This window comes from Mesorhizobium sp. BR115XR7A (assembly GCF_020165315.1).
GTDB classification, from domain to species: Bacteria; Pseudomonadota; Alphaproteobacteria; order Rhizobiales; family Rhizobiaceae; genus Mesorhizobium; species Mesorhizobium australicum.
In genome coordinates this window covers 423,753-448,942 of record NZ_JAIUHW010000004.1, presented here as the reverse complement: position 1 = coordinate 448,942, position 25,190 = coordinate 423,753, and the positions used below count along the sequence as shown (strand labels likewise).

Genomic DNA, 25,190 nt, shown 5'->3' with positions numbered 1-25,190 from the left:
TGTGGCGTGCCCTTGTTTTTCGGAAAGAACCGGCTGCGCTCTTGGCGCAGCCGGTTCGCAGGTCAGGTTGGGACTAGAGCCCGCCCATTAGGTCTTTCACCTTCTTGGCCGCATCGTCCGCTGCCTGGTCGACGGTCATCGCGCCGGTCAGCGCATTCTGCAGCATGTCCGGGACGATGATGTTCATGATCTCGGGGGATTCCGGCAGCGCCGGGAAGGGGATGCCATAGGGCAGCATCGAAGTCGTGACATCGAGGAACTTGATATGGTCCAGACGTTCCTTCATCCATTTGGTCTTGAAGCCGTTAAGATTGCCCGGGTTCGAGCCGGCATAGGCCATCTTCAGCGACCATTCGGGGCTCGCCCACATGCAGATCATCGCTTTCGCGGCCGGCTCGTCCACCTTGCCACCCTCTACATACTCGGGCTTCAGGATGTGAATGTTCGAGCCGCCGAACACGACGGCGCGCTTGCCGTCAGGACCGGTCGGGATCAGGCCGTAGCGCATATTGTCGATGACGGTCTGCGCCTTGTCCTTGTCGGTCCCGGTCGCCTTGGCCTGCAGGTCGAGCATGACGTTGTAGTCGGACGGGTGGGAAACCATCATGCCCAACTGGCCGGCGACGAACAGAGGCTGGTTGTCGGCCTGCTGGTTGGTAAGTGCCGAAACCGGAACCGACTTGTCGCGGACATACATGTCGTATGAGGCTTGCAGCGCCGCCTTGCTCTGCGGGCTGTCGAGTTCCACCTCCTTGTAAGTCGGGTTCGCGGTGGCTTCGTCGAAGACGCCGCCGCCATAGGCCCACAGCTGTGGCATGAAGCGATAGGGCGTATTGCCGGCATTCTTGCGAGCCACGAGGCCGTAACCGGCAATGCCGAGCTTGTCGTGGATCTGCTTGGAATATTTGACGACGTCGTCCCAGGTTGCGGGAGCCTTGTCCGGATCGAGACCCGCACGCTTGAAGATGTCGGCATTCCAGATGAACGCCATCGTCTCGTTGTTCGTTGGAACGCCGTATGTGACCCCATCCCAGGTCACGGCCTTCATGGCGCCGGGCCAGAAATCCTCGGTCGAATAGCCCACATCCTCCGGTTTGAGCGGCTGTAGATAGCCTTTCGAGGCGAATTCGGTACCGCCCAGGATTTGCAGGCGCACCGCCATCGGCGCGGCATTGCCCAGGAGCGCGGTGCGGAACTTGTCGAGAAGGTCGTTATAGGTGAGGGCCTGTTCCTCGAGCTTGATGTTCGGATAGGTCTTGCGGAAAGTCTCGAAGAAATCCTTGTAGTACTGGCGCAGCAGGTCGGGATCGCCCTCGAACACGCCCTGATACCAGAAAGTCAGTCGCCCCTTGTAATCCAGCGGCGTGACCTTGGCGCAATCGCCGGCCGTGTCGAAATCCTGTGTTCCCGCGATGGAGCGCACATATTCGGGCGACCATTTGCTGAGGTCGACCGGTGGCGCACCCAACGCCGATGTGGACATAAGTGATGCCGTCAAAATACCGACGACAGTGCCGCGCAGGACCGCACTGCCGAGCATGATCCTCGTCATAGGTATCCTCCCTGGTTCTCCGCCCTGCGATCGCGAGGATGGTTATTGCAGTACGGTGTATCCTCTCGACCACTTGGTACGTTTTCAGAACATGGATTGCCTGTCAACGCACGAGATCGTACATTGTTTATGGGAACCGTGCGTGATATCGGACAGACTGTGTATTAATTTGGGGAGCCGGCCCTTGGCCGAAACAGACGATTTCAAAGCCAAGCCACCCCCGGGGATCGACGCCACCGGAGCCTCCAGCGAGGGTGCCTCGCTTTACGAACTGATCAGGGAAGACATCATCGAGGGACGGCTCGCCGCCAACGAACGGCTTGTTGTGACCGATCTCGCCCGCCGCCACGGCACGTCGACCAATCCCGTGCGCGAGGCCCTGCAACTGTTGCGGGGCGAGGGGTTCGTCATCTTTTCTCCCAACCGCGGGGCGCGTGTAAGGCCCATCGATCAGGATTTCGTCCGCGATATCTACGAGATCGGAGTTCTGATCGAGCCAGCCCTGACGCGATGGTTTGTAGGTATGGCCACCGGCGAGGACATCGCCGAACTCGAACGCATCCAAGGCCTGATCGAAGAGAACAATTTCGCCGACACGTTCAGGCACAGTGAACTGGATACCGCATTTCACACGGTGATGTACCAGCGGCACTATAACCGCCATGCCGCCGAGCTCTGGTGGAAGCATCGCGAAGTGCTGCGAGCGGTGAGCCGGCGTTTCAATTTCACGCTCGCGCGGCGTGCCGCGATCATTCGTGAGCATCGCGAACTCATTGCGCTCATCAAGGCCGGGGAGGCCGACAAGGCGGCCGAACTCATCTCCCGCCACGTCGAGGGTTCCGGCCGGCATGTTCTCGAACAGATGCGTGCACGCAACGCCGCTCGGGCCGGATAGGACGAGGGGTCAGGTCTGGAACAGCGTGGTTGACCACTAGTGAAAAGGCAGTTGAAATGAAAATCACGAGCGTTCGGCCGTGGCTGATCAAGTCTGGTGCTTCCTATTGGGGGGAATTCCTGTTCGTCGAGGTAACGACAGACGAGGGAGTGAGCGGCTGGGGAGAGATCACCACCACCACGAAGCTCGCCAACCGCGCCCTCTGCACGATCCTTCGACAGATCGGAGCCGCCGTGACAGGCGAAGATCCGGCGCGTATCGAATGCCTCTGGCACAAGATCTTCCGCGGCTTCACCTATATGGGTAGCCGTGGCGCCGCGGTCGAATGCGTGAGCGCGATCGACATAGCCCTCTGGGACATCAGGGGCAAAGTCCTCGGCAAGCCGATCTACGAGCTGTTGGGCGGGCCGGTCCGCGATGAGATCGCGCTCTACACCCATCCCAACCAGGCCAAATTCACCAGCAAGGACGCTGTGGTGCGCGAAATCCTGGACATCGTCGAGTCCGGACATACTGCTCTAAAGTTCGACCCCTTCCCCCACCAGGGTCGCGATGCCGACGGTGTGTCGCGCGAACAGCGGGACGGCTATCTCGACGGCGGCATGACCCGCAAGGACGAGCGCGAGGCTGCCGAACTCACGGCTCTGATCCGAGAAACGGCAGGCCCCGACATCGACATCCTCATCGATGCGCACGGCCGCTTCGATGTTCCGACCGCCATTCGCCTCTGTCGCAGCCTCGAGGAAGCCGGCCAGATCGACTGGTTCGAGGAGCCATGCCCGCCCGAGAGCCTTAACGCCCTCAAGCAGGTTCGCGAGAAGGTCAGTGCCGCTATCTCTTGGGGCGAGCGTGGCCACACAAAGTGGGATTTCGTGCCGGTTCTTGAGAACAAGCTCGCCGACTACATCATGCCTGACGTCACCTGGACCGGCGGAATTACCGAACTCAAGAAGATTTCCGCCCTGTGCGAAGCCTACTACATCCCAGTCTCGCCGCATGACGCCGCGGGACCGATCAACGTGGTTGCGGGAGCGCAGGTGATGATGACCGTTCCGAACTTCTACAAGCTCGAAACGTCGGAGTGGAATTTGGGCAAGTACGATCATCTTATCGACAAGCCGCTCGATGTTTCGAACGGTAGCCTCAAGCTCTCGTTGAGGCCGGGTCTCGGCATCGAGATGAACCGCGATTACCTGCAAGCCCATGAGATCGAACTGGGCTAGCAACGCAATCGGCAGCATGCGGGCGACAACCCGCAAATCAGAACGAGGATAAGTCATGCCAAGGACCGATGGAGCCGACGAGGCCCTCAACCGGGTCAACACCGACTCGAAGCCGTCCGAGCTTCGCATCACCGACATGCGGGTGGCCGAGATCGTCGGTGCGCCGTTCACCTCGGCGCTGCTCAAGATCTATACCAACCAAGGCATCGTCGGGCTTGGCGAGGTGCGCGACGGCGCCAGCGCCACCTACGCGCTGATGCTGAAGAGCCGGCTGCTTGGCGAGAACCCCTGCGACATCGATCGCCTGTTTCGCCGCATCAAGCAATTCGGCGGGCACGGTCGGCAGGGCGGCGGCGTCTCGGCGGTCGAGATCGCGCTCTGGGATCTCGCCGGCAAGGCCTATGGCGTTCCCATCTACCAGATGCTCGGCGGCAAGTTCCGCGATCAGGTGCGCGTCTATTGCGATACCGATGCCGAGAAACCGAGCGGCACCGAAACCGGAAAGCGCCTCAAGCAGCGCATGGACCGTGGTTTCACCTTCCTCAAGATGGACCTGGGCTTGATGCAGATCGCCCATGTCCCGGGCGCCGTATCCGCGCCCGCCGGCGCGCTCGAAGGGTTTCATGCCAATCCGCGCGGCCGTGGCGGCACGCTTGAGGAGCGCAAGGCCCGCAATCTCGCCTACGACGCGCAGAACGTGCAGCACCCGTTCACCGGCCTGCATTTCACCGAGAAGGGGATCGACCTGCTCGAGCAGTACATCCACGAGGTTCGCGAGGTGATCGGATACGAGATCCCGCTCGCCATCGACCATGTCGGCCACATCTCGCTGCAGGACGGCATTCGCCTGTCGCGTCGCATCGAGAAATACGCCCCGGCCTGGCTGGAGGATGTGATCCCCTGGCAACACACCGAGCAGTACCGGCAATTGCAGGGGGCCACCACGGTGCCGATGTGCACCGGCGAAGACATCTACCTCAAGGAAGGCTTCGAGCCGCTGCTCAAGAGCGGCGGCCTCTCCGTCATCCACCCGGACCTGCTCACCAGTGGGGGTATTCTCGAGACCAAGAAGATCGGCGACATGGCGCAGGATCACGGTGTCGCCATGGCCATCCATATGGCCGAAAGCCCGATCGCCGCGATGGCCGCCGCGCATGTCGCGACCGCTACCGAAAATTTCATGGCGCTCGAATACCACTCCGCCGATGTCGACTGGTGGGACGATATCGTCACAGGCCTTCCCAAGCCGCTCGTCAAGGACGGCTTCATCACCGTGCCCGACAAGCCGGGGCTGGGCATAGACGATGTGGTCGACGAGGTGATAAGCCAGCACCTGCAGCCCGGTGTCGCCGGGATATGGCAATCCACCGAGCATTGGGACAATGAATATAGCTGGGACCGGACCTGGAGTTAGCCCAGACTCCTGCCCTCACTCTCCTTGGCTCACAGGGCCGACGACTGACCATTCGTGTCGACCTCTCCCAAGGGAGAGGCGAAGAAAGAAACGGACGAAACCATGATCTATGAACTGCGCATCTATGACTGCCTGCCGGGCAGGCTGCCGGCGTTGCTCAAGCGCTTTTCCGAGCAGACGCTGGCCATCTGGGAGAGGCATGGCATCCGCCAGGCCGGGTTTTTCACCACGGTGATCGGCGAAAACAGCAATCGCCTCACCTATTTCCTAGCCTGGGAATCACTGGCCGAGCGTGAGGCGAAATGGACGGCTTTCGTCACCGATCCGGCATGGCACAGGGCCCGGGACGAGTCCGAGCGCGACGGGCAGATCGTTGCCAATATCAGCAGCCAGCTGCTCACGCCGACAGCTTTCTCGTCCGTGAGATAGGACTGCGCGATGAAGATCACCGACCTTCGCTGTGCCGTTATCGGCAAGCACCCCATCGTTCGCGTCGTGACCGACGAGGGCCTCTATGGACTGGGAGAAGTCGAGTTCACCAAGACCTACCTCAAGCCCTTTGTGCTGCATTTCCGCGAGGCGCTGATCGGCGAGGATCCGACCGATGTCGAGCGGGTCATGTTGAAGATCCGCCAACGCGGTTCTTTCAAGCCCTACGGCGCGGCGGTCAGCGCTATCGAACATGCGCTTTGGGACATTGCCGGCAAGGCCGCGGGCGTGCCGGCCTATAAGCTGCTCGGCGGCAAGGTGCGCGACAAGGTACGCGTCTATAACGGCTCGATCCGCCAGAAGCGCACAGGCGACCGGCCGGAGGACTATGCCGCAGACGTCAAATGGATGATGGAGCAGCCGCAGAACTTCTTCATGGTTAAGCAAGGCATCTCGTTCCATTCCAACATGAAGGACAGCATCGAGGACTTCCATTACGGCGTGACGCAGACGAAGGCCGGCTATCACGGTGCCATGGATCAGGGCGTGATCAGCGAACGCGGTTTCAACCACATGCTCGACTGCGTGATCGCGATGAAGGAAGTGCTGGGCGATAAGGTCAGCCTGGCACTCGATTGCGGCCCGGGCTGGATGCTGCCCGATGCGATCAAGTTCGCCCGCGCGGTCGAGAGGTACAATTTGATGTGGCTGGAGGACATGCTGACCGGCGACTATGTGCCGTGGGTCAATCCGCAGGCCTACCGGGAACTGACCACCTCCACCTCGACGCCGATCCATACCGGCGAGCAGATCTACCTCAGGCACAATTTCAAGGAGCTGATCGAGACGCAGGCGGTGCGCGTCATCGGCCCCGATCCTGCCGACATCGGCGGCATTGCCGAGCTCAAATGGGTCGCCGAGCACGCCTATATGCACTCGATCCTGATGGCGCCGCATGGCACGGCGAATGGCCTGCTGGGCCTGGGCGCGCTGATCAACGTCTGCGCCACCTTGCCCGCCAATTACGTGGCGTTCGAATACCCCAGTGCCTCGGACCCCTGGTGGAACGACATCGTCATTGGCCTGCCCAAGCAGATCGTGAAGGACAGCATGGTGGATCTGCTGGAAGCACCAGGGCTAGGCCTCGATATCGACGCCGAAGGCGCCAGGAAGTATTTGCTGGCGGAGGATGCCGGATTCTTCGATTGACCGGCGACGGTGGCCCTCGATCTCATCGACCGAGGGCCTACTTCAAAGACACGTGGATGCACATCCCATCACAAACAGAAGCCGGCGCATTGTTGACGCGCGCCGACCTTGTTCAATTGTGGCGGATCTCGGTCCCGAGCACCTTCAGGCATTCGCGGATGAAGGCAGCGAGGGCTGTCCATCCCTTGGCCGACACCATGGTTCCGTCGACATACGCCTCCGTCGGCGAGAGGTCGATGTAGGTGCCGCCGGCCAGCGTCACTTCCGGTTCGCAAGCGGCGAGCGCGCCGACCTTCTTGCCGCGCACGACACCGTCCACGGCAATCAGAATCTGGACCCCATGGCAGATCGTGAAGATCGGCTTCTGGGTATCGTGGAAGTGGCGCACCATGGCTTGCACCCGTTTGTCGGTGCGGATGTATTCCGGGCCGCGGCCGCCGGCGCAATATACGGCATGGTATTGATCGAGCTGCTTTTCCGCTTCGGCAAACGTTTTGTTGATCACCTGAAAATGGCCGAGCTTTTCGGTGTAGGTCTGGTCGCCCTCGAAGTCGTGCAGGGAGGTCTTGATGAGGTCTCCTGCCTTCTTGTCCGGGCAGACCACGTGGACCGTGTGACCGACGGCTTCCATTGCTTGCTGGTAGACGAAGATCTCGTATTCCTCGGTGAACTCGCCGGTGAGCATCAATATTTTCTTGCCTGACATGATCATGTCCTCTGTCGTGTGAAAGGGGCGGGGCGAGTCATGCTGCGCCCCGCATTGATTGCGTTCTTCAGAACGGAGAGTCGGGGAAGAAGTATTCCTTGGCGTTGCCCTTGGTGATCAGCGGCGCGTCCAGCTTGACGGCGCCGCGAACCGGGGCCTGGCCAACCAAATTGGCCATGGTCATGTAGATGGCCGTCTTGATCATGGACGGCGGGTAGGGAGTCTCTACGGGGGTCATGCTGTCGCCGTCGATGACCTTCTTGACGATGTCCTTCATGCCGTTGCCGCCAAGCGCCAGCTTGATGTCGGTGCGGCCCGACTGCTTGACCGCCTCGAGCACCCCCAGCAGCATGTCGTCGTCGTTCGCCCACACCGCGTCGATATGCGGATATTTGGCGAGGTAATCCTGCATCAGCTTGAAGGCTTCGTCGCTGTTCCAATGAGCGTACTGAATGTCGAGAACCTTGAGGCCGGTCCCGGCGATGGCGTCCTGGAAGCCCTTGATGCGCTCATCGTCGATCACCGTTGGGATGCCGCGCAGGACAACCAGGTCGCCCCTGCCGCCAAGCTTGTCGATCATGTATTTCGCGGTGTTGCGCCCGACGGCGATGTTGTCGCCGGCGACGTAGAGGCCCTGGATGGTCGGGTCGGTCAGGCCGCGGTCGACGACGGTGATGAAGGTGCCCTTCTCCTTGATGGCCTTGACCGGTTCGGTCAATTCTTCCGAGGAGTAAGGCAGGATCACCAGCGCACTGATCTTGCGTGAGGCGGAGAGGTCCTCGATCGCCGACACCTGATCGGCCGCTGACGGCGACGTCTTTACGATGACCTCGACACCGGGGAAAGCCGCGTTGATTTCCTTGGCCGCCGTCTGCGCGTGATAGACGACGCCGGCGGTCCAGCCGTGGTCGGCGGCCGGTATCGAAACGGCGATGACTTTCTTGTCCTCGGCCATGGCATGGCCCGTCAGCAGCAGCGAGCCGAGCGCGGCCGCAGCCATCCATTTTTTACTGAACATTTTCTTCTCCCAGATTGGACCTGCAAAGACGCACCCGTGTGGTCCGGACACGGGGCTATTTCGAATTCGAGAACCTCTGAATGAGCATCGCGATGATGATGATGACGCCCTGAACCGCGGCGACCAGGTACTCGGAGACGAAGTCCGACAGCACCATGAGATTGGCGATCAGCTCCAGAATGACGGCGCCGGCGACGGTCCCCCAGACATGACCTTTGCCGCCACGCAGCGCCGTGCCGCCGATCACCACCGCGGTGATCACCTGCAGTTCCCAGAGCTGCCCGGTGGTCGGCGTTGCGGCACCCAGTCGCGGTACGTAGCAGATCGCGGCGATGGCCACGCAGACGCCTTGGACGATGTAAGCGATGGTGCGCGTCTTGATGACGGAGATGCCGGAATAGCGCGCGACGTCCTCGTTTGCGCCGACCGCCGCACATTTGCGCCCATACTTCATCTTGTAGAGGACGAACGATGCGACCGCGGCGACGGCGACGGATATCAGGATCGGGATCGGGACACCGCCGACGGTGCCGAAATAGACCGGCCGATACGCTTCGCGCAGCGACCGGTCTATCGGTATCGTGCCGCCGTCGGTCAGATAGGTGATCAACGCGCGGAAAATGCCCATTGTGCCGAGCGTCGCAATGAACGGTTCGATCCGGCCTATGGTGACGATCAGGCCGTTGGCGAGGCCACACATAAGACCGACCAGGGTCGCCACGAGCATTCCAGCCGGTATCGCCCACAGGCCGGCGTGCGGCGCCACCGCGTTCATGAACATGATGGTGATGCCGGTGACGAAGGCGGCCATCGAGCCGACGGAAAGATCGAGCCCTCCCGACGAGATAACGAACGTCGCGCCGACAGCGATGATGGCGATGAAGGCGCTGCGGGTGATGACGTTGGCAAGGTTGGTCGCGGAGAGGAAGTCTGGATTGATGAGGAAGCCGACCACCAGCAGGGAGGCCAATGCCAGGAAGGGACCCACGTCGGTCCAGGTGATGTTCAAATCACCGACGCGATGTGTGGATGGGGATCCGGTCATGACAGCCATTCTGTTCCTCCCTTGGCCTTCGGCCTCGGTTTCGGGCCGCTTGTCGCCAGCAGCGCCACATTGCTTTCGGTCATCTCGGCGCCTTGGACCTCGCCCGTCAGGCGGCCTTCCCGCATGACGAGGATGCGGTCGCAGATGCCGATCAGCTCCTGCATTTCCGACGAGATGACGATGCAGGCTTTGCCGCTGCCGACGATGGCGTGGATGAAGGCGTAGATCTGAGCCTTGTTGGCGATGTCGATGCCACGGGTCGGTTCATCGATGACGACCACAGAGGGGTTGGTGAGCAGCACCTTGGCGAGCAGCAGCTTCTGCTGATTGCCGCCGGAAAGCTGTCCCGCCTTCACGCTAGGGCTCTTGAGCCGGATATCGTAGCTCCGGACGGCCTCTGTCAGCGCGGCCGACTCGCGGCGTCTGCTGAGAGCCAGTGCGGGATGGAACCGTTCAAGTGCGGAAAGCGTGAGGTTGGGCGCCAGCCGTTCCTCGAGGAGCAGGCCCTTGCTCTTTCGGTCCTCGGTCAGGTAACCGATGCCTGCGTCGATCGCTTCGCGTTGCGAGCGGATCCGGACGGGCCGTCCCTCGAGTTCGATCACGGCGTGGGCCGGACGCAGGCCCACCAGCCCTTCGAACAATTCCGTGCGGCCCGCGCCGATCATGCCGGCAAAGCCAAGAATTTCGCCCCTGTGAACGGTGAAAGAGACGTCTTCGGCGTAGCCCGGGACGGTGGCGCTTTTCACGCTCAGCATCGGCTCATCGGACGGTGCACTCTTCTGCGGGTAGAGCGTTGCAAGCTCGCGGCCGACCATCAGGCGTGCCATGTCCATCTGCGTCAGGGCCGTGCCCGGATAGGTGCCGATCATCCTGCCGTCGCGCAGCACGGTCACCTTGTCGGCAAGCTGCTGCACCTCATCCAGCCGATGGCTGATATAGAGGACGGCCGTGCCGTGGGCCTTTAGCTGCCGGACGATTTCGAGGAGCCGATCCGTTTCCTCGCCGGTCAGCACGGCGGTCGGTTCGTCGAAGATCACGACCTTGTAGTCGTCGAGCAGCGCGCGGGCGATCTGGACCAACTGGCGGTCGGCCAGCGAGATGTCGCGCACCAGCGCGGTCGGCGAGACCGCGCAGCCGATCCGTGCCAGCTTTTCGGCTGCCAGGCGCCGCATGGTGCGGTCGTCCATCACATGGCGGCGCGAAAGCTCGCGGCCGAGAAATAGATTGTCCGTCACCGTAAGCGCTTCGGCGAGCAGGATCTCCTGGTGGACGAGGGCGATACCGGCTTTCTGGGCCTGGTCGGGCTTGGCGAACGTCACCGGCCGACCGGCCATGGACAAGGTGCCGCGGGTTGGCTCGGCATAGCCGGACAGCAGCCGCATCAAAGTGGATTTTCCGGCACCGTTCTCGCCGATGATGGCGTGGATTTCGCCCGGCAGTATGTCGAGCGTGACGTCGGAGAGCACGGTCACCGGCCCATATTGCTTCGAGAGACCCTGAGCGCGCAGCACCGGCTCCACGGCCCCAGGCGCATTGCCGCCGGGCAGCGCACTTCCTCCCTCTCCGGCAATATTGGCGGTAACGGACATTCGTTCAGGCCTCAATCGAAGGCCGGCAGCAGGCGATCGCGCGAGTGCTCGATGTGGGCGCGCATTGCTTTCGCGGCGGCATCCGGATCGGCAGAGCCGAACGCGGCGAGGATCGCCTCATGCTCGTCCAGCGCCTCCTCGGTCACGCGGGAATGGTACATCAGGCGGAAAATGTGGAAGTGGGTGTGTTGATAACCCAGCGTCTCGCGGATGAGCTCGTTTTCAGCGTATTCCATGATCTTGTCGTGGAAGATCGCGTCCTGCCTGGCGAAGTTCGAATAGCGCAGGCGCTCGTCCTTGCCCTCGCGGCGCGACATCACGCCTGCGGCCTCCAGCAGCGTGCCGAGTTTGGCCTCGTCCATCGTGGCAGCGGCTTTCGCCGCGCCGTGCGGTTCGAGCAGGAGACGCATTTCGTACAATTCGTCGAAACGGCGCCGCGTGATCTGCGGCGCGGCGCGATATCCGATCAGGTGCGTCTTCAGAACCAGTCCTTCGCCTTCGAGACGCCCCAGCGCCTCGCGGATCGGCGTATGGGAAACGTCGAATTCCTTGACCAGATTGTCGACGGTGATGCGCGAACCGGGCGCGATCTTCAGCGACATCAGCTGGGCGAAGATGGCCTCGTAGACGTCCTCGGCCAGGCTGCCGGCCCGCTGAATGCGGCCCGCTCCCGTGGGCGTTTCACCATTATTGCTCAAACTGACAGGTTGCATTTTTCGCCTCTCGACTGGGCAGACTGCTAACACGAGGGTTTGACCGATGCAATACTATATCCTATACGATTTTGTCGGCGCCGCTCAGTTGAGGATTTTTCGGTGCGGATTTCTGCAATGCGTTTCTCCGAAACTCCCCAAGGATGCAGCCTGTCATGAGCCTTCTCACAGCCCTCCGGCTCCCACGCGAAATTCTGTTTGGGAAGGGACAGCGTCATGCGTTGCCGACCGTGGCCGGCCGCCATGGCCGCCGCGCCCTGGTCTGCACCGACGAACGTTTCGCCGGCACCGGCGTGTTCGCCGAAATGATGGAATCCCTGCGGTCGGCGTCGATCGACGTGCTGGTTCACGACGGTGTCCTTCCGGACGTGCCGCGCGATTCGGTGGCGGTCTGCGTCGAGGAAGCGAGGGGCTTCCGGCCAGATATGGTGATCGGCATCGGCGGCGGCAGCTGTCTCGATTTCGCCAAATGTGCCGCCTTGCTGATCAGCCATGGCGGCGAGCTGCGGGACTACTACGGCGAGTTCAAGGTCCCGGGGCCGATGCTGCCGCTGATCGCCGTGCCGACCACGGCTGGCACAGGATCGGAGGTGACGCCCGTTGCAGTGATATCGGATCCGGACCGGACGCTCAAAGTCGGCATATCGAGCCCCTATCTCATTGCTGCCGTTGCCGTCTGCGACCCCGAACTGACAATGACTTGTCCGCCGGGCCTGACCGCGGTTGCCGGTGCCGACGCGCTCACGCATGCGATCGAGGCCTTTACGGCCATGCGCCGGGACGGGGACTTCAGCCTGCCGCAGCGCCACGTGTTCATCGGCAAGACGCCACTGACCGACCATTTCGCGCTGCTGGCCGTCAAACTTCTCGGCCGCAGCCTGGAGAAGGCGTGCATTGACGGCGGCGACGCCGAGGCGCGCTCCGACGTGATGATGGGAGCGCTGGCTGCGGGTTGCGCGTTCGGCACCGCCGGCACGGCGGCAGCGCACGCGGTGCAATACCCGGCCGGCGCGCTCACACATACGCCGCATGGGCTGGGAGTGGCGACAATGATGCCTTACGTCATGAGCTACAACAGCCGCGTGGCCGCGGCTGAGATCGCCGAGATAGGGATTGCTCTTGGCCTCGAGCCGAACGGTCGTGGTATCGACGAAATGGCGGACGCGACCATCGAGGAGATCAGGCGCTTGTTTGCGGCGATCGGCATCACCCCGACGCTGGCCGGTTTGGGGCTCCCGGCCGACAAGCTCGACTGGACCGCCGAGCAGGCGCTCGGCATCGATCGCCTGATCAAGAACAACCCGCGCCCATTCGACCTTGCCGCCATGCGCCGCCTTGTCCAGGCGGCCTATGACGGCGATCTCACCGCCTGCGCCATGTGAACGTCAGGAACAAGACGATGAACCTTCCCTACAATGCCTTCCCCCTCGATCAGGATCCATACGACGTTCGGGGCTTTCCGCACCGGCTCTATATTGGCGGACAATGGCTGCCGTCGTCCGACGGCGGGCTCATCGAGGTCACCGATCCATCCTCCGGCGCGGTGATCGCGGCAGTCCCCGATGCGACCCTGGAGGATGCCGCCGCCGCGGTCGAGGCAGCGGCCAAGGCCGCCAAGGGGTGGCGCGAGACAGCGCCGCGCAAGCGCTCGGAGATTCTCAGGCGCTGTTTCGAGCTGATGGTCGAGCGGTCGGAGACGCTTGCCATGCTGATCTCGCTGGAGAACGGCAAGGCCCTGCGCGACGCGCGCGGCGAGGTCGCCTATGCAGCTGAATTCTTCCGCTGGAACGCCGAGGAGGCTGTTCGTATCACCGGCGAGTTCGGCACCGCCCCGTCCGGCGCCAACCGCATCGTCGTCGATTACCAGCCGATCGGCATCTGCGTCCTCATTACGCCGTGGAATTTCCCCGCTGCGATGGCGACGCGCAAGATTGCACCGGCACTCGCGGCAGGCTGCACGGTCATTCTGAAACCGGCCAGCGAGACGCCGCTGACCGCCTATGCGCTGGCCGCGCTCTACAGCGAAGCCGGCGTACCGGACGGTGTCGTGAACGTGCTGACGTCGTCGACACCCGGCCCCCTGACGTCGGCCATGCTGGCCGATCCGCGCGTCAGGAAGCTCTCCTTCACCGGTTCGACCGGGATCGGCCGGGCGTTGCTCGCCGAGGCCGCCAAACATGTGATTTCCTGTTCCATGGAGCTTGGCGGCAATGCACCCTTCATCGTCTTCGACGATGCCGATCTCGATGCGGCCCTCGACGGCGCCATGATCGCCAAAATGCGCAATGCCGGCGAAGCCTGTACGGCTGCCAACCGCATCTACGTCCAGTCGGGTATCCACGATGCGTTCGCCGACGGTCTTGCGCGGCGCATGGCTGCGCTCAAGATCGGCGCCGGCACCAAGGCGGACACCGAATGTGGACCCATGATCACCAAGAAGGCGGTCGACAAGATTGACCGGCTGGTCAAGGACGCGGTCAACCGTGGTGCCAAGGTGCTGTGCGGCGGCTCGGTGCCTGAAGGGGATGGCTTTTTCTATCCGCCGACGGTCCTGTCCGAAGTCTCGCCGGACGCCGATATGGCGCATGAGGAGATCTTCGGCCCGGTAGCGCCCATCACCCGCTTCGAGAGCGAGGCGCAGGCCATTCTCCACGCCAACAACACCGAATACGGCCTCGCCGCCTATCTCTACACCCGCGATGTGGCGCGCGGCATGCGGGTGGCCGCCGAGATCGAGGCCGGCATGATCGGCCTCAACCGCGGCCTGATGTCGGATCCCGCCGCGCCCTTCGGCGGAGTCAAGCAGAGCGGCCTCGGGCGGGAAGGGGGCCAGCATCACGGCATCGCCGAGTTCATGGAGGCCAAGTACATCGCTGTAACCTTCTGAGCGGACACCATGCCGAAAGACCCTTTTCGCACCCGCGACCACGTTGCCGATTTCGATGACATCGTGGCCGACATCGTCGCCCGCAGCGCCGCGACGCGGGCTTCGCTGCCAATGCTGGCGGACATCGCCTATGGTCCGCACGAGGCCGAACGCCTCGACCTGTTCTTTCCGGACGGACCGCGCAGGGACCTCCCGGTGCATATCTTCATCCATGGCGGCTATTGGCGCATGTTCGCCAAGAGCGACTATTCCTACATCGCCGAAACGGTGACGAGCGCCGGGGCAATCGCGGTCGTGATCGACTATGCGCTGATGCCCGCCGTCAGGATGGCGGCAATCGTCGACCAGGTCCGGCGCGCGAGGCAATGGGTGCTGGATAATATCGCCAGCCATGGCGGCGATGCCGGTCGCCTAAGCGTCAGCGGCCATTCCGCCGGGGCGCATCTGGCGACCTTTTTGTTCGACGAGGGATCGGCACATCCGCCCTCGGCGGCACTCCTGCTCGGCGGGCTCTACGATTTGAAGCCGCTCCAGCAATCCTTCCTTGAGCCCTTGATAGGCCTGACCGACACGGAAGTCGGGGCGTATTCGCCGATGGGCAAATCCCACTCGTCGCGGACAAAGGTCACGCTGCTGGTCGGCGAGCGGGAAACCGAACCGTTTCACCTGCAGGCCAGATTGTTTGCCGATCGCCTGACGGAGCAGCGCCTGACGGCTTCGATCGGCATCGTCGAGGGGCGCAATCACATGGACAGCGTCCGGGATTTGGGTGTCAGGCATACAAAAGCGGGCACTTGGCTGTACGACATGATCCGAGCCGCTTGATCGATCCTGTCTCAGCCGAAACCTTCCCCCGTTAAGCCTTGCGCAACTCATGGCGCGTAATCTGCCTGCCAGATTGCGAGGCACCATGAAGCGCCAACCACTATTGCTTTTCGCCTTTCCTGCCTGTGTCCTGCTGATCCTCGCGGCGGAGCGAATGGCCACGCTCCTGCTCGGAACTTACCCCGCAAGCCCCGATATGTGGAAGATCTGGCTCGCCTTGCATCCCTCGTCGGGCATGGTCTGGCAGCAGGTAGATGTCTATCTGGGAGGGTCGATGGTCCTGGATTTCGCTCTGCTGGGCGCGGCCCTGGTGGTCTGCTGGATGGCAAGCCGGGCCAGAAGGTCGGCCGCATTCTTTCTTGCCAACCACGGCATCTTGGTCCTCGCGGCGTCGATGATTTTCATCGGTGGCCGTTCGCAGACCGCCAGCACCATTGCCGCGTTCACGGCGCCGAGTGGCTTTCGGTTCTCGCTGATGATGGACTTCACCTGGCTGAACTGCCTGCTGGCGGTCATCGGGGTCACCGCCTGCGCCTATTGCCACCTTGCCTATATCCGTGAACTCGGCATGCGCGTTGAATCGCGGCGCGTCCGGATCATGGCACTGCAGCGGGATTTTTAGACCAGCGCAGCGCTACGGGCCGCGCGCAGGTCCCGACCTAGTTTATCTTGTGATAGGTGACCTTGCCTTCCGGCGATACGCTCCGCTGGTAGTTGGAGCTCGGCGCGGGAGGCGCTGCCGGAGCCGACCGCCTTCGCGTTACCCGCGGCATATCCCCGATGGCAGGCTCCGCGTCGGCGGCGCTGGCGACCGCCGCCATGTCTTCGGCGGGCGAGGGGAGTTCGACCACGCGCGGCTCCTCGCCACCGTGATTTCCCGACATCTCCGGTGGCTGCCGGGCGATGTTGGCGTTGACCTCGCCGAAGCTCGCCCGCAGCCGGTCGTCCAGCGCCTCGAACCGGCTTTGAAATCCATTGTTGACGGTGTCGAGCCGAGCGCTCATGCGCTGCTCGAACTGGCCGAGGTCCTCCAGTCGCGCCTCGATCGCGCGCAGATCGTTGATGCCGCGGTAGAGATAGACGGCCGCGGTGGCGTTCAGCAGGGCAAACAGCGCCAGGCCGACAGAGACGGCAATAGCGAGCCTGGACCGGCTCTTCTCCCTGTCGAGCAACAGCGGTTCGACCGCTATCACAAGGTCGTCGGGATCGCTGATCGTCGTCATTGGACCACCACCTTGGTGCCGACAGGCACGCGCCTGAAAAGATCGATGACATCGGTATTGGTCAGGCGAAAACAGCCCGACGTGCCGTCGAAACCCACGCCCGAAGGGTCATTGGTGCCATGGATGCGATAGAGCGTGTCGCGGCCATCGCGAAGCAGATAGAGCGCCCTTGCGCCGAGTGGATTGTACGGCCCCGAGGGCACCATGTCAGGCAATTCCGGCTGGCGGGCGCGCATTTCCCTGGGCGGCCGCCACGCCGGCCACTCGGTCTTGGCTCCCACCTGGACCGTACCCGTCCAGCCAAATCCATCGCGTCCGACACTGATCCGGTAGCGCAGGGCCTCGCCCTTGCCGGTCACCAGATAGAGTGCTTTTTCCTGCTTGCGGATGATGATGGTCCCAGTCTTCTCGGCGGTGGAAAACGCCACCGTCTTGCGCAGGCTGGGACCCATGGCTGGCAGAGGCGGGCGGCTGTCCGCCAACGCGGTCTGTCCGGCCGCGGGCGCCAGCGCCAGGCCAAGCAGGCAGGCGGCTGTCAGCCGCAAGCGATGGCCGCTAGCGGGCCGCATCGTCGAGCCGCTCGCGGAACATCTTCTTCAGGTCCTTGTTGAAGCGCGCCCGGCCATCCACTTCGGACGGCAGCATGGCGCGGTTCAGCGCGTCGGCCAGCAGGGCGTTGTCGAGGCCGACCGACTTGATGTGCGGCGCCTTGAAGATCTTCTCCAGCTCGCTGCGCGAGAAGTGGTTGCCGAACCATTTGCGCTTGTGCTTGTTGGCCACCAGCGTGATTGAGACGGCATTGCCGCGCAGCTCGCGGATCTTCTTGTAGAGCCGTTTGCCTTGCCGCAGCGAAGCGACATTGAGCTCGAAGACGATGAAGATCTCGTCGCTCGTCGACAGCACGGAATTGTGCCAGGGCGTTTCGATGTTCGGCAGGTCGATGACAATGTCGTCGAAACGGTAGGCGACGAGATCGAGCAGCCGGAAGACGAAATCGGCGCCCTGCGGCTCGAACGGCAGCTGCGGCCGCTCGAAGGCATAGAGGGTCAGGCCGGAAGGCCGCGACAGCTTGATGACATCCATCAATTCGACATCGAGCCGTTCCGGCTGGCCGATGATGCCGGCAAGGTCGAACTGGTTGAACAGGTTGAGATAGGCGCCGCAATTGGCGCTCTGGAAGTCGAGGTCGACCAGGCAGGTGGAGGCCGCGCGCTCGGTCGATTTCGAAGCCAGGAACTCGGCCGCCGACAGCGCCAGCGTCGTGGCGCCGGCGCCGCCGCTGGCGCTGATGAAGGTGATGATGCGGCTTTTGGCGCCCTGGTTGCCGCTGTCGTGGAAGGTCACGGCGTTGAGCAGTTCCTTGCCGTCGAGCGGCTTGTGCAGCCAGTCCGAGGCATTCATGCGCACCAGGACGCGTGTCTGCTCCGACGTCAGCTCGTCGGAAACCGCGATCAGCGGCACACCAGCCCACAGCGCGCGCGCCTCGACGATGCCTGGATTGCCAAGCAATTCGCCATTGCCGAGATCGAGGATGACGATGCCCGGGCGCGTGTCCGCCGGCGGCCCCTTGAGGAAGTCGCCCGTCTCGGCAACCCGCACATCATAGATCGCCAGCGCATCGAGCCGCGTCGCCACATCGCGCTTGAAATTCGGATCCGAGGAAAACAGCGCAACCTGCTTTCGCTTGGTGGGGGTAACCTTAGTGCTGATGGCATTCATGGCCAGGTGCTCTTGATGTCTTCGCCCGTAACCGTGCTCAGCATGGAGGGCATGTTGATGTTGGCGAAACCCATCAGTCCTTGGAGGAAGAAGAACTGGAAAGTCCTGTTTTGCAGGCTGACGGCGATTGTCGGCACCGGCCCTCCAAGCCGGGTCTGATATCCAAGGCCGCTGGCCGTGTAGGTGATGACGACGTTGCTGCGCAGCAGGCCCGGGAAGAAGTGGCACATTCCAGCCCGCTGGTTTGCAGCCAGATCGGGGCAGGCGTCGTCATTGGTGTTTGCGGTGTCGCCACGAAAGATGCGGCTGAAATTGGCGGCGCTGAAGCCGCCGCTATTGCTGCAGGCGCCCGTGCCGGCGGTGTAGGTGCAGACGAAAGGTCCATAGGCGTCGGCGATAATCGGGGCGCCGGGAGACGAGATCGGGCCCGCGGTCGCGAGGTTGGTTGCCACCGCATCCGATATCGAAGCCAGCCGGGCGCCGACCTGAACGGCCTTGGTTGCTGCGTTCCATTGGTAGAACGCGTAGCCGAAATCGACGAAGCCCAGGACAAGTGAGAACAGCAGCGTCGATACAATGGTCATTTCCACCATCGCCGCGCCGTCTTCTGACTTTGTGAAACTCTGGATCATGGTCAAAACCGGATCAACCGCTCGTCATGGGAGCCTTGCAGCGTTATCGGACCGACACCGATGAATGCCAGCATCCCGACACCGGTGTATGGGTAGGTGCCGGACGCGCGCACGGTGCAGACTTGTGCCGTGGTGGAGCGATATTGGGTAACGCCGGCCACCACGGTGTCCTGGCACCCATAGTTCGTGGTCACGGTGACATTCGAAGTCTGCCAGCCGGCGACACGTGCGGGCGCCGTCCCTGTCGGGTTGCCGAACACCGCTATATTCGCGGCAATCGTCGCACAGTTGATGGCTGCCAGCCCGGAGTCGGTATACAATTGACTGTTGCAACGCGCGGCATAGCGGGCGGCGTCGGTAAGGCCGGCCTCCATTAGCAACTTGTCATGGATCAGATTGCCGAACTCGAACACCCCGGCCGACAAGATCAGCATCAGTGGCGTGATCAGTGTCATCTCAACAAGCACCGCGCCACGTTGGTCTTGCCTAAATCGATCGAGATATCGAGACAGCATCGCGAACATGGTGGTCACCGGTAGAGCTGCGCTTCATCGCGCAGGTAGTTGTCGAGCGTGCCATTGCCGCCTTTTCCGGTGATGTCGACCAACTCAACGTAAATATTCTTACCGTCCTTGATCGGCTCGGTGATGAAGAAGCTGCCGAATCTCCTCACCGGAATACCCGTCTGGCGGCCGCTGAAATTCGTGCCCGAAGCCTGCAACGCATTGCAGTCCAGGATTGCGCCGTAAAGCAGCCGGCGGTCGGGCGTAGAGATAGGGGTGCGGGCTTCTGCGGGCGGTGTGCCTCTTTCACCTCCAACCGCGGCATCGCCGGCAATACTGTCATCGGTGAGAGGGTTGCCGTCGGGATCGTTCTCATAACGATAGACCTCATACCGCGTCGGCAGGTTGGCACCGGTTCCCGACAGAGCAGCAGGCACAGCACGTGTGGGATGATTGGCGGCCCAGTAACGCGCGAAATTCCAATCTCCGGCGCCCATGCGACCGCCCATCAAGGTGCAGTTGCCGGCGATCTGGCACGAGTCACGTTCAAGGCCGACCCCCTTTGTCGGGTCCGTTTCATAGGTGACCTTGTTGCTCTTGACGTACTGGTCCCAGTTTGTGGCACCCTTGCGCACATTGGTCGCAGGACCATCCGAGTAGCTTGACGAATCGATGCCGAAACGCGAGTTGATACCGTTCTCGACAGGGCCAGCGTTCTGTCCCGGCTCCGTATCGACGCCGTCGCGCGAATAACAATTCTGCGGCTTGGAATCGGCGAGCATCTTTTCGAGCTGATTGGCGCCGTTGCCAAATGGCGAAGCCAGGAAAGCGAAGTTGCCGGGAAAATAGGATCCGTCTCCGCGCAGCATGATTTGGCGGCGACGATATTGCCTGGTTTGTGCCGCCTGCTCAAGCGTGACGCCGCCGGTGATGGTTGTGTCCTCATACGGGTTGCACATGAAAACGGGCGTGTAATCGCAGACGCCCGACGTGAACCCTGCCGTCGCACGGGCAGCAACGTTGAAGCTGTTGCTGGCCGAATTGCTCGTCAGAAACGACGCCGGGAATATTGCCGCGAAGCCGGTCGGAGCCACCCTCACTTCGATGAATGCGGTTTCATCTTCGCCGATGGATTGCGTTGCATTGGCATAGTTCGCGCTGGTGACCGGCGCTCCGTCAGACGCGGGCAAGGTTTTGAGGAAACACCACGAAATGTTGGCGGCGCTGTTGCATTGTGCGGTGCCGCCCGGCTCCCCGGACTTCAAGGTGAACCGGCCGGTAGCGCCAACGGTAGAGAAAGTAGCATCGTTGGCGACCAGTTTCGCCATGGCGCGTTCGGCTCTGGCCCATGAACCGGGCAAGCCATCAAGCTCGGCGGCGCCAGCCAACGCAAATGCGTCCGCTGCCTTCTGCAGATCGTTGTGCAGATTGTTGACCCGGCTCATATCGATTGCCAGCAGCGAAAATCCGATGATCGCCGGCAGCGTAACGCTGACGAGGATCAGCGCTATTCCCCTCTGATCGTGCCAGAAGGCGCGAATGGTCCGCAACATGGCCTTACTCTTTGCTCCCCTGACGCCAGGTTTCCTCGTACAGCCTGGCGCACTGAAACCGCATCCTTCCATTCAGTTCACTGCGTCGTAGTCGTCACACCCGACCCGCCGACATTGACTGTGATGGCCGGCGGCGGCGGCGGCGGCGGCGGATATTTGTAGTTGTTGGCGAGAGCTGCAGCGCGCGTGCCGTCGCCTTCGATATGCGTATTCCGCGAGGCTGGATTGAGCGGATCGACCGTCTGCAGCATCGAGTTGTATTTCTGCGTGTCGCCGGCGGCCAGCGTCACCGAATCATAGTGATTCAGATAGTCCGCAGCGCAGCCCGTCAGCAGGCCGGTGCACAGAGTGAGGACCAAAGCGCTATTTCTTGACATAGAGCATCTTGTCCTTCGATTTAAAGTTGAGCATGTGGCCATAGGGGCCGGTGACGCCGTCGCCCGTTTCATATTTCCGGATCATGTCCTTGTTCACTTCGAGCTGGCCGAGCACGAAGAATTCCGGATCGTTGGCGGGCCGTGTCTTGTCAAACGGCGTCTCGAGCTGCTCACCCGGCTTCACCGGCCGCACGATGTGCGGCGTGACGATGACCACCAGCTCGGTCTCTTCCTTCTGGTTGCTCGAATTGCGAAACAGCGTTCCGATCACCGGCACCTGGCCAAGCCATGGCACCTGATTCTGCAGCTTGGTGTTCTTGGTGGACAGAAGTCCGCCGACCGCGAAACTCTGGCCGTCGCGCAACTCGACGACGGTCGACAGTTTGCGGTTGGTGAAGATCGGGTCGCCGGCGGTAGTGAAGCCGGTCAGGTCGCTGACCTCCGGCGCCAGGTTCATGTGGATCTTGCCCTCGTCGAGTACGACCGGCGTGAACACCAGATTGACGCCGAACTGCTTGTACACGATGCTAATTTCGTCATTTTTGTCGAGCGTGCGAATAGGGACTTCGCCACCGGCGTTGAAGCTGGCTTGCTCGCCGGAAAGCGTGGTGAGATTGGGGTTGGCGAGCATGCGCACCGCGCCCTTGGCTTCAAGCGCCTCGATGTACAAATCGACTTTGATGTTGCTGTCGACAACGCGAGTGAGCAGTGCTCCGAAGGGCGTGGAGGTGGACAACAGGTCGCTGAGAAAACCTCCGGTGCCGAGCACCACCTTATCTTTGTCGACGGCGGTAATCCCGGTTCCAACTAGAGTTGTGCCGTCGCCGTTGGAGCTCCTGATCGAGACGCCAAGATCCCGGCCCGCGTTGCGCTTGGCTTCCAGCACGCGTACTTCAAGATTGACCTGCTGGCTGTCATCAACCGACACGGAATTGATGATATCGTCGGGACCATATTGCTTTGCAACTTCCAGGATGGCCGCCAGCGTCGCGCCGTCCTTGACATGACCGCCAAGCCTGACTCGACCGTTGACCGATCCGACTTCGATGCGCGACCTTGGCGCCACCTGACGGATCGCTTGCGCCATGTCGCTGACGTCGACGCCGACCTCGATCTGGATGACGCCGAGCGAACGTTTGTCGGTGGAGAACAGATTGACCGTGGTGGTGCCTGCGCTCTTGCCGATGACATAGAGCGTGCGGTCGGTCATCGGCTGGGCATCGGCGATCTTTTGGTCGCCGACGACGATATCGCCGAGGGTGGCATTCACCTGGATTGTCACCGATTGCGATGCCGGCAGGAAAACACGGTGGACACTCGGATTGGACACGTCGATAAAGCGGTCCGCCGCCTGCGTTGCGGATGCCGCGAGCACGCCCAATATGACCAGTAGGGCGCCCGCCAATCTCTCCAACATTCCAACCATTCCCTCACCTCGTTGCCCGCATCGGGCAGTCCCCACCTGGTCGAGCCGATTGTTATTGCTGTCTCGGCACGTCATATGATTCGAGCACCACACCCCGATACACGCCGACCGTGGCGCGCACCGGTGGTGGTGGCGGCTCCGCCGCTACATATTTAACCACTTCCTTCACGACCTCGCGCGCCGCCGGTGCTGGGGCCGATACCACGACGGGAGCCGGCTTCACCTTGCTCAACTGATCGAGTTGGCTTCCCACTCGGTCCACGGCCTCGGCCAACCCTGTGATCTTGGCGTCCGCGCGTTTGCGCTCATCCTCCGCGCGCTGACGTTCGGCCGCGGCGGCAGCGTCGGCTGCAGCTTGCCTGGCCAGTTCAGCCTGCTTTTTGGCAACGTCAGCCGGCATTTCACCGGTCAGGTCGGAAAGCGTTACCCGCTCGGTTGCCTCGCCCTTGCTGGCGGCCGCCTGGCGAAGGGCCAGAGACAACTGACCGGCGCCGGCTGCTAGAGTGAGTTTTTGTGCATCTTTCGTGCTGGCTTCCAGCGTTACCGATTTGACGACCGTCGGGCTATCCTTGCTTTCGTCGGCCACCTGGTCGACCGCGAGCACCTTCATGCCCTGCAGCAGCACATCGACAAAACTCTGGTCCGCGCCCTCTTCGCTGCGCACCGTTCGCGTCAACAACACATCGACCCTGTCGCCAGGGAAGACGAAGCCGGCGACGCCAAGCACGTCGTTGACCCTTATCGACACGGCTTTCATGCCCTCGCCGAGCACAGCCGAAAGCGTGGCGCGCTGGCCTGGGCCGGTAATTTTGCTTGCAAGGACGGGTTCGTTGACACCGATCGCCTGCAACGCCTGCTTGGGGCCTCCGCCAGTGGGAACGTCTTTGGTCAGGAGCTCTTCCGTCGTCTTGAATGCGCCTACCGGAACCGCTCCCGCTGGCCATGCGACTTCGCGCAATTTGTCGGCGGACAGCGTGTCGCCGAACTTCAGCGCCACCGCGGCCACCACCACCGTATCGCGCTGGACATTATTCGTCTGCGCGATCGCGCTGCGCTGATTGGCCAGCCAGATGTTGGCGAGCACCACTGCAAGCACGCCGAACACGCCGGCAAGGACAATCATGATGACAGTATTTGCACGCATGACCCCAACCCACCCTTTCGACTACGTGCCCCAAGGGGTCGCCTGTCTGTGGTTAAAAAGAGGCAGGCCATGCATTTGCGCCCAAGCCTGCCAGAGTATCACTAAGCAGCGCCAGCAAGTGCCGTGTTAAGTGTTGTCCACTGGGTGCCAACCCATGCGCCGACCGTAATCACGGTGCCGATGACCGCTACCGTGATGATACCGAGCAAGATTGTATATTCGACCATGGCAGCGCCGTTCTCATCGTCGCGGAACTGCCGGGTCATCGTGATGAACTTCCTCACGCCATTTTCTCCCTTTGGAGGTTGAACCCGACGAGACGAGCTGAGGATGAAATTCATACTCAAGCATCATCCGTCATCCTCAAGTCGACGGCCAACACGCCAAACAAACATCGAGAGCGATTACTATGCCGATATTTGAGCGTATGCTGCCTGTCAACCGACTGCGATTGCACCGGAGGCCGATCGACTTCTGGTGAGAGCGACTGGCCCAAACCTTTCGGCTCGGGCCAGTCAGAGAATTACGCCGCCGGAAGTGCACCAGCGAGCGCGGTCCATCTGCCGCCGACCCACGTGCCGACCGTAATGACGGTGCCGATGACCGCTATCGTAATAATGCCGAGCAAGATGGTGTATTCGACCATAGCAGCGCCGTTTTCGTCGTCGCGGAACTGCCGGGTCATCGTCATGAGCTTCTTCATGTCAATTTCTCCCTTTGGAGGTTGAACCCGACGAGACAGAGCCAAGGATGAACTCCATACCCAAGCATCCCCCGTCATCTCGATCCTAGGTCCCAAGAAATTGCGGAGTCAAACGGGATTAACGGTTCCTTAACTTCCCAATACATGAAATCTCGAGTTCAGGACGCCTCTAAATTTCAGCAAGAGCTTGATTCGTCTAATTTTTCAAGCGTTCTTAACCATTCGTTCACAATTATGCATGTGTCCTAATTGAGTAATAGGTAATTTAGCAACATCGCATAACCCTTTATATCTAAGGGGTTATAGCCAGATATGGAGCGGATTGCGATGTTAGAGCACCCAAGCGCGATAGGGTGCTCTGGACGCCTATTCACTCCGTCATGGTTGGCAGCGCGGAGCTCATAA

At 61.8% G+C, this 25,190-nt stretch carries 26 protein-coding genes; 9 read left to right on the top strand and 17 right to left on the bottom strand.

Annotated features, from left to right (window positions below; genetic code table 11):
- Positions 1–73 precede the first annotated feature (73 nt).
- On the bottom strand, positions 74–1,552 hold the full coding sequence (locus LB557_RS11655) for an ABC transporter substrate-binding protein (RefSeq protein ID WP_015319197.1): 1,479 nt from the start codon (positions 1,550–1,552) through the stop codon (positions 74–76).
- A gap of 184 nt (positions 1,553–1,736) precedes the next feature.
- Between LB557_RS11655 and LB557_RS11650 the strand changes: the two genes are divergently transcribed.
- The 5 genes from LB557_RS11650 to LB557_RS11630 all read left to right on the top strand — a co-directional run bounded on the left by LB557_RS11650 (position 1,737) and on the right by LB557_RS11630 (position 6,722).
- On the top strand, positions 1,737–2,447 hold the full coding sequence (locus tag LB557_RS11650) for a GntR family transcriptional regulator (RefSeq protein ID WP_140665610.1): 711 nt from the start codon (positions 1,737–1,739) through the stop codon (positions 2,445–2,447).
- A 56-nt stretch (positions 2,448–2,503) separates the two neighbouring features.
- Positions 2,504–3,670 carry a mandelate racemase/muconate lactonizing enzyme family protein gene (locus tag LB557_RS11645; RefSeq protein WP_015319195.1) on the top strand — a complete coding sequence of 389 codons (1,167 nt, stop codon included), beginning with the start codon at positions 2,504–2,506 and terminating at the stop codon, positions 3,668–3,670.
- Between the two features lie 55 nt (positions 3,671–3,725).
- Positions 3,726–5,084 (top strand): mandelate racemase/muconate lactonizing enzyme family protein, encoded by a 1,359-nt coding sequence (locus LB557_RS11640; RefSeq protein WP_140665613.1) that lies wholly within the window; start codon positions 3,726–3,728, stop codon positions 5,082–5,084.
- A gap of 102 nt (positions 5,085–5,186) precedes the next feature.
- Complete coding sequence (locus LB557_RS11635) at positions 5,187–5,513, top strand: NIPSNAP family protein (RefSeq protein ID WP_015319193.1); 327 nt, start codon at positions 5,187–5,189, stop codon at positions 5,511–5,513.
- A gap of 9 nt (positions 5,514–5,522) precedes the next feature.
- On the top strand, positions 5,523–6,722 hold the full coding sequence (locus LB557_RS11630) for a mandelate racemase/muconate lactonizing enzyme family protein (RefSeq protein WP_224644011.1): 1,200 nt from the start codon (positions 5,523–5,525) through the stop codon (positions 6,720–6,722).
- 112 nt (positions 6,723–6,834) lie between these two features.
- Here the strand turns inward: LB557_RS11630 and LB557_RS11625 are convergent, their stop codons facing one another.
- The 5 genes from LB557_RS11625 to LB557_RS11605 form a co-directional block, all read right to left on the bottom strand.
- Positions 6,835–7,428 (bottom strand): DJ-1/PfpI family protein, encoded by a 594-nt coding sequence (locus tag LB557_RS11625; RefSeq protein WP_015319191.1) that lies wholly within the window; start codon positions 7,426–7,428, stop codon positions 6,835–6,837.
- Between the two features lie 67 nt (positions 7,429–7,495).
- Positions 7,496–8,446 (bottom strand): substrate-binding domain-containing protein, encoded by a 951-nt coding sequence (locus LB557_RS11620; protein ID WP_224644010.1) that lies wholly within the window; start codon positions 8,444–8,446, stop codon positions 7,496–7,498.
- A gap of 55 nt (positions 8,447–8,501) precedes the next feature.
- Positions 8,502–9,500, bottom strand: a complete 999-nt coding sequence (locus LB557_RS11615; RefSeq protein WP_140727205.1) for an ABC transporter permease — start codon at positions 9,498–9,500, stop codon at positions 8,502–8,504.
- Positions 9,488–11,080: a sugar ABC transporter ATP-binding protein gene (locus LB557_RS11610; protein ID WP_224644009.1), complete on the bottom strand. Its 1,593-nt coding sequence runs from the start codon at positions 11,078–11,080 to the stop codon at positions 9,488–9,490. Before LB557_RS11610 ends, LB557_RS11615 begins: the two co-directional genes overlap by 13 nt.
- Before the next feature lie 11 nt (positions 11,081–11,091).
- The gene (locus LB557_RS11605) at positions 11,092–11,793 is read right to left on the bottom strand and encodes a GntR family transcriptional regulator (RefSeq protein WP_224644008.1); all 702 of its coding nucleotides are present in this window, start codon (positions 11,791–11,793) and stop codon (positions 11,092–11,094) included.
- Between the two features lie 155 nt (positions 11,794–11,948).
- Between LB557_RS11605 and LB557_RS11600 the strand changes: the two genes are divergently transcribed.
- The 4 genes from LB557_RS11600 to LB557_RS11585 all read left to right on the top strand — a co-directional run bounded on the left by LB557_RS11600 (position 11,949) and on the right by LB557_RS11585 (position 16,127).
- Positions 11,949–13,175 carry an iron-containing alcohol dehydrogenase gene (locus LB557_RS11600; RefSeq protein WP_224582584.1) on the top strand — a complete coding sequence of 409 codons (1,227 nt, stop codon included), beginning with the start codon at positions 11,949–11,951 and terminating at the stop codon, positions 13,173–13,175.
- 17 nt (positions 13,176–13,192) lie between these two features.
- Complete coding sequence (locus LB557_RS11595) at positions 13,193–14,680, top strand: NAD-dependent succinate-semialdehyde dehydrogenase (protein WP_224644007.1); 1,488 nt, start codon at positions 13,193–13,195, stop codon at positions 14,678–14,680.
- A gap of 9 nt (positions 14,681–14,689) precedes the next feature.
- On the top strand, positions 14,690–15,505 hold the full coding sequence (locus tag LB557_RS11590; RefSeq protein ID WP_224644006.1) for an alpha/beta hydrolase: 816 nt from the start codon (positions 14,690–14,692) through the stop codon (positions 15,503–15,505).
- Positions 15,506–15,590: 85 nt separating this feature from the next.
- Entirely contained in the window at positions 15,591–16,127 is a 537-nt protein-coding gene (locus tag LB557_RS11585) for a hypothetical protein (RefSeq protein ID WP_140665641.1), read from the top strand.
- A gap of 37 nt (positions 16,128–16,164) precedes the next feature.
- On the opposite strand, the gene LB557_RS11580 is transcribed toward LB557_RS11585, so the two are convergent.
- From LB557_RS11580 to LB557_RS11530, 11 genes are all read right to left on the bottom strand, one after another.
- Positions 16,165–16,728, bottom strand: a complete 564-nt coding sequence (locus LB557_RS11580) for a hypothetical protein (protein WP_224523945.1) — start codon at positions 16,726–16,728, stop codon at positions 16,165–16,167.
- Entirely contained in the window at positions 16,725–17,297 is a 573-nt protein-coding gene (locus tag LB557_RS11575) for a L,D-transpeptidase (RefSeq protein WP_224523944.1), read from the bottom strand. The genes LB557_RS11580 and LB557_RS11575 overlap by 4 nt, the downstream gene beginning before the upstream one ends.
- Positions 17,284–18,447: a CpaE family protein gene (locus LB557_RS11570; protein WP_015319180.1), complete on the bottom strand. Its 1,164-nt coding sequence runs from the start codon at positions 18,445–18,447 to the stop codon at positions 17,284–17,286. The genes LB557_RS11575 and LB557_RS11570 overlap by 14 nt, the downstream gene beginning before the upstream one ends.
- The gene (locus LB557_RS11565; RefSeq protein WP_140665734.1) at positions 18,444–19,079 is read right to left on the bottom strand and encodes a TadE/TadG family type IV pilus assembly protein; all 636 of its coding nucleotides are present in this window, start codon (positions 19,077–19,079) and stop codon (positions 18,444–18,446) included. The genes LB557_RS11570 and LB557_RS11565 overlap by 4 nt, the downstream gene beginning before the upstream one ends.
- A gap of 2 nt (positions 19,080–19,081) precedes the next feature.
- Positions 19,082–19,603 carry a TadE/TadG family type IV pilus assembly protein gene (locus LB557_RS11560; RefSeq protein WP_224644005.1) on the bottom strand — a complete coding sequence of 174 codons (522 nt, stop codon included), beginning with the start codon at positions 19,601–19,603 and terminating at the stop codon, positions 19,082–19,084.
- 5 nt (positions 19,604–19,608) lie between these two features.
- Entirely contained in the window at positions 19,609–21,135 is a 1,527-nt protein-coding gene (locus tag LB557_RS11555) for a TadE/TadG family type IV pilus assembly protein (protein WP_140665654.1), read from the bottom strand.
- Between the two features lie 77 nt (positions 21,136–21,212).
- The gene (locus tag LB557_RS11550) at positions 21,213–21,512 is read right to left on the bottom strand and encodes a hypothetical protein (protein WP_140665656.1); all 300 of its coding nucleotides are present in this window, start codon (positions 21,510–21,512) and stop codon (positions 21,213–21,215) included.
- A complete protein-coding gene (locus LB557_RS11545) occupies positions 21,499–22,938 on the bottom strand; it encodes a type II and III secretion system protein family protein (RefSeq protein ID WP_140665659.1) in 1,440 nt (479 codons plus the stop codon). The genes LB557_RS11550 and LB557_RS11545 overlap by 14 nt, the downstream gene beginning before the upstream one ends.
- A 52-nt stretch (positions 22,939–22,990) precedes the next feature.
- Positions 22,991–24,082 (bottom strand): Flp pilus assembly protein CpaB, encoded by a 1,092-nt coding sequence (gene cpaB / locus LB557_RS11540; protein WP_140665662.1) that lies wholly within the window; start codon positions 24,080–24,082, stop codon positions 22,991–22,993.
- A 101-nt stretch (positions 24,083–24,183) separates the two neighbouring features.
- Positions 24,184–24,366 carry a Flp family type IVb pilin gene (locus LB557_RS11535; RefSeq protein ID WP_224582599.1) on the bottom strand — a complete coding sequence of 61 codons (183 nt, stop codon included), beginning with the start codon at positions 24,364–24,366 and terminating at the stop codon, positions 24,184–24,186.
- 239 nt (positions 24,367–24,605) lie between these two features.
- Positions 24,606–24,785 (bottom strand): Flp family type IVb pilin, encoded by a 180-nt coding sequence (locus tag LB557_RS11530; protein WP_140665668.1) that lies wholly within the window; start codon positions 24,783–24,785, stop codon positions 24,606–24,608.
- Positions 24,786–25,190: the final 405 nt, after the last annotated feature.